The 10373-nt window shown below is 63.5% G+C and carries 10 protein-coding genes and 1 riboswitch; of the genes, 4 read left to right on the top strand and 6 right to left on the bottom strand.

Going from position 1 to position 10373, the window contains the following annotated elements; translation table 11 throughout:
- Positions 1 to 318 (bottom strand): iron-containing alcohol dehydrogenase (locus AYR66_RS21690; RefSeq protein WP_141104289.1); only part of this gene is annotated, 318 nt, incomplete at its 3' end.
- 174 nt (positions 319 to 492) lie between these two features.
- Between AYR66_RS21690 and AYR66_RS21685 the strand changes: the two genes are divergently transcribed.
- The 4 genes from AYR66_RS21685 to AYR66_RS21670 all read left to right on the top strand — a co-directional run bounded on the left by AYR66_RS21685 (position 493) and on the right by AYR66_RS21670 (position 5215).
- Positions 493 to 1338, top strand: coding sequence for a shikimate dehydrogenase family protein (locus tag AYR66_RS21685; RefSeq protein WP_234814971.1), 846 nt, complete (start codon positions 493 to 495; stop codon positions 1336 to 1338).
- 50 nt (positions 1339 to 1388) lie between these two features.
- On the top strand, positions 1389 to 2087 hold the full coding sequence (locus AYR66_RS21680) for a GntR family transcriptional regulator (protein WP_088709229.1): 699 nt from the start codon (positions 1389 to 1391) through the stop codon (positions 2085 to 2087).
- 43 nt (positions 2088 to 2130) lie between these two features.
- Positions 2131 to 2733, top strand: a complete 603-nt coding sequence (gene thrH / locus AYR66_RS21675; protein WP_088709228.1) for a bifunctional phosphoserine phosphatase/homoserine phosphotransferase ThrH — start codon at positions 2131 to 2133, stop codon at positions 2731 to 2733.
- Between the two features lie 15 nt (positions 2734 to 2748).
- A riboswitch (cobalamin riboswitch) is annotated at positions 2749 to 2966 on the top strand.
- A gap of 185 nt (positions 2967 to 3151) precedes the next feature.
- The gene (locus AYR66_RS21670) at positions 3152 to 5215 is read left to right on the top strand and encodes a TonB-dependent receptor (RefSeq protein WP_234814970.1); all 2064 of its coding nucleotides are present in this window, start codon (positions 3152 to 3154) and stop codon (positions 5213 to 5215) included.
- Positions 5216 to 5265: 50 nt separating this feature from the next.
- Here AYR66_RS21670 and bluB read toward each other — a convergent pair whose 3' ends face one another.
- The 5 genes from bluB to AYR66_RS21645 form a co-directional block, all read right to left on the bottom strand.
- Positions 5266 to 5925, bottom strand: a complete 660-nt coding sequence (gene bluB / locus AYR66_RS21665; protein WP_088709226.1) for a 5,6-dimethylbenzimidazole synthase — start codon at positions 5923 to 5925, stop codon at positions 5266 to 5268.
- A gap of 2 nt (positions 5926 to 5927) precedes the next feature.
- Positions 5928 to 7229 (bottom strand): cobyrinic acid a,c-diamide synthase CobB, encoded by a 1302-nt coding sequence (locus AYR66_RS21660; RefSeq protein ID WP_234814969.1) that lies wholly within the window; start codon positions 7227 to 7229, stop codon positions 5928 to 5930.
- A 187-nt stretch (positions 7230 to 7416) separates the two neighbouring features.
- Positions 7417 to 8853, bottom strand: a complete 1437-nt coding sequence (locus AYR66_RS21655) for an aldehyde dehydrogenase family protein (protein WP_420093136.1) — start codon at positions 8851 to 8853, stop codon at positions 7417 to 7419.
- A gap of 103 nt (positions 8854 to 8956) precedes the next feature.
- Entirely contained in the window at positions 8957 to 9298 is a 342-nt protein-coding gene (locus AYR66_RS21650; RefSeq protein ID WP_088709224.1) for a c-type cytochrome, read from the bottom strand.
- An 80-nt stretch (positions 9299 to 9378) separates the two neighbouring features.
- Positions 9379 to 10373, bottom strand: a 995-nt coding sequence (locus AYR66_RS21645; protein WP_170942338.1) for an outer membrane protein assembly factor BamB family protein, incomplete at its 5' end; no start/stop codon positions are given.

Below are 10373 nucleotides of genomic sequence, written 5' to 3'. Positions count from 1 at the left end.
GGCGGCGCTACCCGCCTTGCCCGCATCGATGCTGCGGCCGCCACCGGCGGCGATCACGACCTCGGGCCTGGCATCCCTGCTGGCCGACACCAGGCGCTCGACCAGTGTCGGGGTCAGCTCTTCATCGAAACTGACGCTTTCCAGCTGCACGCCGGCATCGCGGCAGCTCTTCCCTATCCGGCCGCCGATCATGTCCATGACCAGCGGATCCGCGACCAGGACGGCGCGCGTGCCGAGCAACGCCGTGCACGCGCCGACTTCGTCTACTACGCCGGGCCCCTGGATGTACCTTCCCGGCGATCCAAAAATTGCTTGCATCCAACTTTCCTCGCAAAACACAGCGTTGATCTACGCGGCTGGAAATCAGGAAAATCAGCGCCGCCTCGAAAATATTTGATATATCATACATCATATCAACGCGGCGGCAAGCAGAATTTGAATTGCCCGTCGCGGTTCCGGCAGGCCGGTGCCTGCCCTTTTTGGAGAATCCTTATGACAAACAGCAACATGCCCCGCATCTGCGAGGTGAATGGAAAAACCCGCGTCGTCGTGATCCTCGCCTACCCGGCCACGCATGTACGCACGCCAACTTTTTTCAACGCGCTGGCCGCGGCCCGCGACCTCAACGCAGTACTCGTGCCCTGGCAAGTCGCGCCGGAACAGCTTGCGTCCGTCATGGACAGCCTGCGCCATGTCGAAAACCTTGCCGGTGTGATCGTCACCATTCCGCACAAGCAGTCCATCGCCGGACTGTGCGACGAACTGGAAGGCATCGCGGCCAGCCTGCAGGTGGCCAATGTGGCGCGACGTATGGCGGACGGCCGCTTCATCGGCCGGATGTATGACGGCGCCGGATTTGCGGCGGGGATGAAACGGGAAGGAATCGAACTGGCCGGGTGCTCCGTCCTTCTGCTCGGTGCGGGTGGCGCCGGCACCGCGGTCGCCGATGCATTGCTGGATGCCGGGGTCGGCAGGCTTGCGATCTTGAACCGCAACCGCGAACGGGCCGAGGAGCTCGTGCGGCGGCTCAGGGATATCCACCCGCAGAGCAAGATGGAAGCCGTGGACGATCCGCGCGGCAACTGGGATATCGTCGTCAACAGCACCTCGCTCGGACTGCATGCGGAGGACCCGCTGCCGATCGACCCCGATTGCCTGCCGCGCGGGTGCACGGTTGCCGAAGTCATCATGCAGCCGGACGAAACCGCCCTGCTCCGCGCCGCACGTGAACGCGGCTGCCGCATTCACAAGGGCGTGCACATGGTTACCGCCCAGATCGAACTGCTCGCTGAATTCCTCCTTGGAAGCGAGGCAAAAACAGAGGGCATCTCCCATTAGCGATGCCGTATACTGAGACAGCTATATGATATTTTTCGAGTGAACCCACCATGACAACACTTGCACGTGTTGAAAAAGACAATCTCTCCTCGCGCGTCTACCAGGAAATCCGCTCGGCACTGATGAACGGGCAATATGTGCCGGGCGACCGCCTGCGTATCAGTGACCTTGCGGAAAGCCTCGGCACTAGTCCCACCCCCGTGCGCGAAGCGATATTCCGCCTGGTCAGCGAACAGGCGCTGCAGATGACGGCGGCGACCGCGATCACCGTCCCGGAACTGGCGCCTGAAACGGTTTCCGAAATCCAGTTCATCCGCCGCCTGATGGAAGGCGCGGCGGCCGAGATTGCCGCACACAAGGCGACGCCGGCCGAGATCGCATCCCTGCGCCACACGCACGAACAGTTCATCAAATACCTGCCGACCAATCCGCGCGAAGCCGCGCGCCTGAACCGGGATTTCCATTTCGAACTGGTCGCCATCGCACGGCTCCCCAACCTGTACGGCATCCTCGAAAGCCTGTGGGTCCGCATGGGGCCGCTGCTGAACATCTTCTTCCACACCGAACTGCAAGCCAACCGCAAGGATCTCCAGAACCACGCGCACTACCGCGTGTTGAGCGGCCTCGAGCAGCGCGATCCGGTTGGTACGGCGGAAGCGATCCGGGAAGACATCCAGCTGGGCGAAACCGTGCTGCTTGCGTGGATGAAGGGACAGGACGTCAACACCGGGAAGAAGCTGGGGACGTAAATCCGACAGCCTTGCTTCCGGCAATCGTCACGCACAATACAACATGCACATCATCTGCCTCGACCTCGAAGGCGTCCTGGTGCCCGAGATCTGGATCGAATGCGCGCGGCGCATGGACATTCCCGGACTGTGCCGGACGACGCGCGACGAACCGGACTACGACAAGCTGATGTCGGGACGGCTCGACATCCTCCGCCGGCACAAGCTCGGCCTGCGCGACATCCAGCAGGTGATCGGCGGCATGCAGCCGCTGCCCGGCGCGCCGGAATTCCTGCACGCGCTGCGCAAGCAGTTCCAGGTCGTGATCCTGTCCGACACCTTCTATGAATTCGCAATGCCGCTGATGGAGAAGCTCGGCTGGCCGACGCTGTTCTGCCATCACCTCGACACTGCGCCGGATGGCAGCATCGCCGGTTACCGCTTGCGCGTGCCGGACCAGAAGCGCGCATCCGTTGCTGCGTTCAAGGCGCTGAACTTCAGGACGATTGCCGCCGGCGATTCCTATAACGATGTGGGCATGCTGCAGGAAGCGGATGCGGGCATCCTGTTCTGTCCGCCGCCGGCGATGGCCGGCGAGTATCCCCAATTTCCCGTCACGCACACCTACGCCAAGCTGCTGGAAGCGATTGCCGCAGCGTCGCGCTGATCCATTCATGTACAATCCCGGCCAGACGTTCATGGTGCCCTCCTGCTTCTCTGCATGAGGGTCAAACGGGAAGCCGGTGACGCACGAGACCACGTCTCATGCCAGTCCGGCGCAGCCCCCGCTGCTGTAAGCCAGACGACTCTGTCCGCATGCCACTGTGCGCAAGCATGGGAAGGCAAGGATCGAGAAGGATGAAGGCAAGCCAGAATACCGGCCATGCACGTTGATGATGGTACAAAACTCGGGGAGTGGTTTTGTCCGTTTGACTTCCGTGCCTTTCAATTGCTTGTCTTGAACCTGCCTTGCGCAAATGCGGGCGGCGTTCACGTTCGTGGTCAACCGGTCATGCCATTCCGTGTCATGCAAGTGTTCTTTGCTTCATCACGGAAAAATGCATATTTCTACGTCTCACACATCCTTGTTCTTCTCACTGCTCGCAGGCGCAGGCGTCGCCTCCGCTGCAGGCGTCCCTACACTGCAGGATATCGTCGTCACCTCCGACCGCAATGGCCTGCTCGGCGTGGCGGAATCTGCCACCGAAGGCACGGTCACCGCAAAGCAGCTGGCCAACCGCCCTTCGCTGCGCCCGGCCGAAGTCCTGGAATCGGTGCCCGGCATGATCGTCACCCAGCACTCGGGCGACGGCAAGGCCAACCAGTATTTCCTGCGCGGCTTCAACCTCGACCACGGCAGCGACTTTGCGACGACGGTCATGGGCATGCCGGCCAACATCGCCAGCCATGCGCATGGCCAGGGCTACATGGACCTGAACTTCCTGATCCCGGAACTGATCGACAGCGTCAAATACCGCAAGGGCGTGTACGCAGCCGACGACGGCGACTTCGTGACCACCGGCTCCGCGCGCATCGATTACCGCCGCACGCTGGCCGCGCCGGTGGCCGAACTGACGCTTGGGCAGCGCGGTTACCGCCGCTTCCTTGGCGCGGGCAGCACCGAAGTCAACGGATTCCAGCTGCTGGGCGCCATCGAGGCGACGGGTTATGACGGCCCGTGGGAACAGCCGGAAAACCTGCGCAAGCTCAACGGCATCGTTCGCCTGTCACAGGGCCGTCCGAACAACGGCTTCGCCCTGACTGCGATGGCGTATCAATCCGACTGGGCCGCGACCGAGCACGTGCCGGAACGCGCAGTCGCATCCGGCGAGATCGGGCGCTTCGGCGCGCTGCTGCCCAACGATGGCGGCAAAACGCACCGCTATAGCCTGTCCGGCGACTGGGCAGCGACCGGCCAGGACGGTTCGCGCAATGTGAATGTGTATGTCGTCGACTACCGGCTCAACTATTTCGCGTCGCCTTCAGGCTTCATCAACGGGCTGCAGGGCGACCAGCATGAACAGGAAGACCGGCGCACGACATGGGGCGGGCAGGCAGCGCGGACGTGGGTGCTGGGTCCCGCATGGAACGACACCGAACTGACTGCCGGCCTGCAATTGCGCCAGGACCGCATCCGCAATGTCGGCCTGTACAACACCGTGAATCGCGTCCGTACCGATACGGTGCGCGAAGACGGCATCACCGAAACCGCGACCGGGCTGTTGCTCGAAGCGCGCAACCAGTGGACCGACTGGATGCGCACGACAGCCGGCCTGCGCCACGATCGCATCTCGGCCGACGTGTCACCCAGCAGCGGCGCCTTCAACATGGGCAACGGCGGTCACGCGCGCGCGAGCCAGACCAGCCCCAAGCTGAGCCTGGTGTTCGGCCCCTTCGGTGAAAAAGCAAATACGGAGTTCTATGCGAATGCCGGCTACGGCTTCCATACCAACGACGTGCGCGGCGCGACCAGCGTGGTCAATCCCGCCGACGGCAGCGCGGCGGAAAGGCTTGCCCTGTTCTCCAAGGCCAGGGGCTCGGAAGTCGGCATGCGCATGCAGCCGCTGCCGGGCTGGAACAGCAGCCTGTCGTTCTGGCGACTGGACCTCGGATCGGAACTCGTGTTCGTCGGCGATGAAGGGATCACCGAACCGCGCGGCGCATCGCGGCGGCACGGCGTGGAATGGGCAAACTACATCACGCCGAACGACTGGCTGATCCTCGACGGCGACATCGCATGGTCAAAGGCGCGCTTCAAGGAAGCGGCCGACAATGGCGGCACGCATGTGCCGAATGCGATTCCGGTCACCGCATCGCTTGCCGCCACCATCGACCATGGCAGCCGGTGGTTCGGTGGTGTGCGCCTGCGCTACCTGGGCGCGTATGCGCTGGAAGAAACCGGCCAGCAAAAGTCTGCTCCGCTCTGGACGGTGAACCTCAAGCTCGGTTATCGCGTCGCACCGAAGACGCAGATCGGCGTCGACGTGCTCAACCTGTTCGACCGCAAGGGCAATGACATCGAGTACTGGGGTGGTGCGTGCACGCGCAGCGAGCAGGCGGGCGGGACGTGTAACGGCGGGATTGACGGCCGGCTGGTGCATCCGCTGGAACCGCGTACGGTGCGAGTGACGCTGAAAATGGCGTTCTGAGGTAAACCGAGCATGAATCGTAGGGTGGGTAGAGCGAAGCGAAACCCACCCTACGATCCTTTCCTGCCCCATTCGTCTTCGAACAAGACTTCATCTATCGCACGCCGCCGCTCCCATCCGCTCGTCTCCAGCATCGGCTTCGCGTAAAACTCTTCCACATGACCGACGCAGAGTACTGCGATCGGCTGACTGCCCTCAGGCATGTTGCACATCGTCCGCAACTGTTCCGGATCGAACATCGATACCCAGCCCACGCCGATGCCTTCCGCACGCGCGGCAAGCCAGAAGTTCTGGATCGCGCAGGCGGCGGATGCGAGGTCCATCTCCGGCATGGTGCGGCGGCCGAATACATAGTCTTCACGCTTGTCCATCAGCCCGACCACCAGCACCTCGGCGCACGCGAGGATGCCTTCGACTTTCAATTGCATGAACGCATTGGCGCGCTCGCCGAGCGCTTCCGCCGTGCGCAGCCGCTCCTCATTCACCAGCGCATGGATGCGCTGCCGGAGCGCGGAATCCGCAATGCGGATGAAGCGCCACGGCTGCATGAAGCCGACGCTCGGCCCCATGTGCGCGGCGGCAATGAAGCGGTCAAGCTGCTCGCGCGGAATCGGCGTGTCTTGAAAATGGCGGATGTCGCGCCGTTCGCGGATCGCGCGATATACGCCGTTGATTTCCTCGTCGGAATAGCGATGCGGGTTATCAGTCATCTTCAGCTCACACCCAGGAACAAGTCGGCGACCGCCGCGGGATTCGACGGGAAGTACGCATGGAAGTACGACGCGGTCAGCGATCCGACGCGGTACACCGGTTCTCCCGCTTCGCCGGACACTTGCTTGACGGTGCGCGCGGCGGGCGCGACGCCGGACTCCAGCCGCGAATAATGGAACGCGTGCCCGCGCAATTCTCCCTGCGGGGTATGCAATGCCTGCTGTCCGATTGCGGCAAGGCGGGTCTGCATCACCACCCTGCCCGGCAGGATGCCGGCCATAGCCCAGGTCGCTCCGTCAGTACAAGTGATCGATTCGGCGAGCGCCATCATGCCGCCGCATTCCGCAACAACTGGAACGTGCGCCTGGTGCGCGGCGCGGATCGATTGCTGCCAGCGTGCTGCACCGGACAAGGCTTGCCCATGCAATTCGGGATAGCCGCCCGGCAGGTAGACCGCGTCGATCCCCTCCGGCAGCGCCTCGTCCGCAAGCGGCGAGAAAAACTTCAGCGCCGCGCCGAGTTCGCGCAGGCATGCGAGATTGCCCGGGTACAGGAATGCGAACGCGCCATCCCGTGCCACGGCGATAGTCTTGCCTTGCAGCGAACGCGCCGGACGAGCCGGTTCGCCGGCATCGATGAAATCGACCGGCTGCATTGCCTGCCACGCTGCGTCATCCAGCGTGAGTTCCTGCGCCAGCCTGTCGAGGATGGCATCGAAGGCCGCCACCTCTTCCGGCAGCACCAGGCCAAGATGCCGTTCCGGCAGCGACTCCGCCTGGCGCGCGAGCGTACCGAGCAGCGGAATGCCGCGCATTGCGTCGCGGATCATCTGCGCATGGCGCAGTGTGCCGACGCGGTTGGCAATGACGCCGGCGACATCGACCGGGCCGTATTGCTGCAAGCCCAGCACAAGTGCGCCTGCGGTCTGTGCCATCGCACCGGCGTCGAGGACCACCATGACCGGGATGCCGAACGCGCGTGCCAGGTCGGCCGAGGACGGCGTGCCGTCGTACAGGCCCATTACGCCTTCGACGAGGATGACATCTGCTTCCGTCGCAGCCTGCGCGAGCAGCGCACGGCAGCGGTCGAGTCCGACCATCCACAAGTCGAGGTTTTCGACAGGAGCACCGCTGGCACGCTGCAGGATCAGAGGGTCGAGGAAATCCGGGCCGGTCTTGAACACGCGCACCCGCAGCCCCTGCTGCGTCAACTTGCGCGCGAGTGCCGCGGTGACCGAGGTCTTGCCCTGTCCGGAAGAAATGGCGGCCATCATCACGGCGCGCGCGGTGTATCGGGATGTCATTTCCGTGGTTCCATGAAAGGCGGCGCTACAAGTCTGCAGCGGTCCGGGAGATGCGGAAGTGTAACCGAAGAAGGAAAACGCAGAATGCAAAAAATCCGGCGGCCGGAGCCGCCGGAAAACACCCCAATGATATTCCGTCGCCGCTGGGCCGGCGATGTGGAACGGAGTGGAGACAGTCGTTACAGGCTCAAATCGCCATGAACACCGATTTCGATTCCAGGTAGGCATCGAGCGATGCGCGCCCCATTTCCCGGCCGAAGCCGGACTGCTTGAAGCCGCCGAAGGGCACCGACGAATCGAGCATGCTGTGGCAGTTCACCCAGACCGTGCCGGCCTTGATCTTCGGGATCAGACGCTGCACGCGCGACAGGTTGTTGGACCAGATGCTCGCGCCCAATCCGTACGGCGTGTCATTCACCCAGCCCGCCACTTCATCGAGGTCGTCATAGGGCATCGCCACCAGCACCGGCCCGAAGATTTCTTCCTGCACGATGCGCATGTCCTGGCGGTCACCCGCAAACACCGTGGGCTTGACGAAGTAACCCTTCTCGCCTGCCCTGCCGCCACCGGTCACGAGCTGCGCGCCTTCGCTGCGGCCGATGTCGATGTAGCCGCACACGCGGTCCATCTGCTCGCGCGATACCAGCGGCCCCATCTGCGCGTTCGGGTCGAGGCCATGGCCGAGCGGCATCGACGACGCGATCTGCGCAACATCGGCCACCACCCGGTCGAACATCTTGCGCTGCACGTAGAGCCGCGAGCCGGCGCAGCAGACTTGACCGTGGTTGAAAAAGATCGCGTTGGCGGCACCGGCGGCCGCCGCTGCCGGATCGCAATCATCCAGCACCACGACCGGGGATTTCCCGCCGAGTTCGAGCGTGACGCGCGTCATGTTTTCCATCGCGGTCTTGCCGATCAGCTTGCCGACTTCGGTCGAACCGGTGAAGCTGATCTTGTGCACCATCGGATGCTGCGTAAGTGGCGCGCCCGCATTCGGGCCGTCACCGGTGACGATGTTGACCACGCCCTGCGGGAAGCCTGCTGCGAGGATCAGTTCGCCGAGGAACAGCGCCGACAGCGGCGTCTGTTCAGCCGGCTTGAGCACCACCGTGCAGCCGGTCGCCAGCGCCGGGCCGAGCTTCCATGCGGCGACCAGCAGCGGGAAGTTCCACGGCACGATGGCCGCGACCACGCCCACCGGTTCGCGACGCGTATAGGCGAAGAACTCGCCCTGCATCGCATACGGCACCGACACGTCGACCGTCGAGCCTTCGATCTTGGTCGCCCAGCCGGCCATGTAGCGCAGGAAGTCGATCGTCAGCGCGACATCCACCGCCAGCGCCATCTGCACCGACTTGCCGTTGTCGATCGATTCGATCTCGGCCATCGTCTGCGCATTCTCTTCGATCAGGTCCGCCAGGCGCAGCAGCAGGCGCTGGCGCTCCGACGGCCGCATCCTGCTCCAAGGGCCGGTGTCGAATGCGCGGCGTGCGGCCTTCACTGCGCGGTCGATGTCGGTGGCGGTGCCGGCCGGCACTTCGGCGATGCGCTGCTCGTTGGCGGGATTGACGACCTCCAGCCATTTGCCGTCGCGGCTTTCCGTCCACTCGCCGTCGATCAGCATGTGGTGGCGCGGCGTATCGAGGAAGCGCGCGGTCTTCAATGTGACGATAGAGCGAAAATCGGGCATATCCATGCTTGTCTCCTGAAAAATTGTGATGCGATGTTCAACCGCCGCGGGCGGTCATGATGTAAGCCCAGATCGCATCCAGGTCGCCTTCCTTCAGTATTGCCTTCCACGGCGGCATGTTGCCCTTGCCGTTCATGACTGATTGGCTGAAGCGCGGATACTCATCGGGCTGCAAACGGCGCAGGTCGAAGGACACGGTGCCGGGATTGACGAGGTTGGGGCCGTGGCAGTGCTGGCAGAACTGGCGGTAGACGCGCGCGCCGCGCACGGGGTCGCCCTGCTCGAAGGCAAAGACGAGTGCGGGGAGCGACGCCAGCAGCGCGGCGGACAGAACCGCCGCGCACCAACGCAGAAGAGAAGAAGAGCTGGTGCTGATCATGTTGATTACGGAATGAGAGAGGACGAGTAGCACGTCCAGGTCAATGTGTAGGGTGCGCGGGGCGCACCCTACTTCTTTGGTTACTTATCCATCAAGGCAAAGGTCCACACCGACCCGCCGGCGGGGATGTTCTTCAGCCGGTCGTCGCCGCTGAACAACGTATAGACGCCGCCGATGCCGCTGGTAACCGTCACGTACTGCTTGCCGTTGCGCTCCCAGGTGATCGGCATGCTGACAATCCCCGAGCCGGTCTGGAACTGCCAGAGCTTCTTGCCGGTCTCGCTGTCATACGCAAGAAACTCGCCGGTCATCGCGCCGGTGAACAGCAGGCCGCCGGCGGTCGTCAGCACGCCCGCGAAATTCGGGATCGCCGACGGCACCTGCCAGCGCGTCTTGCCGCTGAGCGGATCGATCGCCTTCAGGTAGCCGCGGTTGCCGTTCTCCGGCCACGACAGCGAGGTGAATTCCATGCCGAGGTAGAACGCGCCCTTGTTGTATTCCGGATCCACAGTCTTGTATGGGAAGCCGATGTTGAGCGTGTTCGCGTAGATCAGCCGGCGCGACGGGTCGTACGACATCGGCGACCAGTTCTTGCCGCCGAGTGCCGACGGCCAGACATCGATGGCCTTGTCCATGGTCAGCGAAGCGCGGATCTTCTTCGTGTCCTCGGTATCGATCGGCCGGCCGGTCTTCATGTCGATACCCTTCGCCCAGGTGATCTTGTCGACGAAGGGATTGGCCTTGAGGAGCTTGCCGCTGGTGCGGTCCAGTACGTAGAAGAAGCCGTTGCGGTTGGCCTGCATGATGACCTTGCGCTTCGCGCCGTCGACATCCATGTCGGCGATCACCAGTTCGTTGGTGCCGTCGTAGTCGAAGGGGTCGTTCGGCGAGAACTGGTAATGCCAGGCGATCTCGCCGGTCTTCGGCCGCACCGCGATCACCGAGCCGATGTACAGGTTGTCGCCCTTGCGGAAGGCGGCATTCCACGGACCGGCATTGCCGACGCCCCAGTACACGAGGTCCAGTTCCGGATCGTAGGTACCGGTCAGCCAGGTCGGTCCGCCGCCGCGCTTGT

The sequence above is a fragment of the Noviherbaspirillum denitrificans genome, from assembly GCF_002211445.1.
Taxonomy (GTDB): Bacteria; Pseudomonadota; Gammaproteobacteria; order Burkholderiales; family Burkholderiaceae_D; genus Noviherbaspirillum; species Noviherbaspirillum denitrificans.
The sequence above is the reverse complement of the archived record's forward strand: the minus strand, read 5'-3'. Positions and strand labels throughout refer to the sequence as shown.

Coding starts and splice junctions, on each gene's coding strand:
- AYR66_RS21685 (WP_234814971.1), top strand. CDS start 493: ATGACAAACAGCAACATGCCCCGCATCTGCGAGGTGAATGGAAAAACC.
- AYR66_RS21680 (WP_088709229.1), top strand. CDS start 1,389: ATGACAACACTTGCACGTGTTGAAAAAGACAATCTCTCCTCGCGCGTC.
- thrH (WP_088709228.1), top strand. CDS start 2,131: ATGCACATCATCTGCCTCGACCTCGAAGGCGTCCTGGTGCCCGAGATC.
- bluB (WP_088709226.1), bottom strand. CDS start 5,925: ATGACTGATAACCCGCATCGCTATTCCGACGAGGAAATCAACGGCGTA.
- AYR66_RS21660 (WP_234814969.1), bottom strand. CDS start 7,229: ATGACATCCCGATACACCGCGCGCGCCGTGATGATGGCCGCCATTTCT.
- AYR66_RS21655 (WP_420093136.1), bottom strand. CDS start 8,853: ATGCTGATCGACGGCGAGTGGACGGAAAGCCGCGACGGCAAATGGCTG.
- AYR66_RS21650 (WP_088709224.1), bottom strand. CDS start 9,298: ATGATCAGCACCAGCTCTTCTTCTCTTCTGCGTTGGTGCGCGGCGGTT.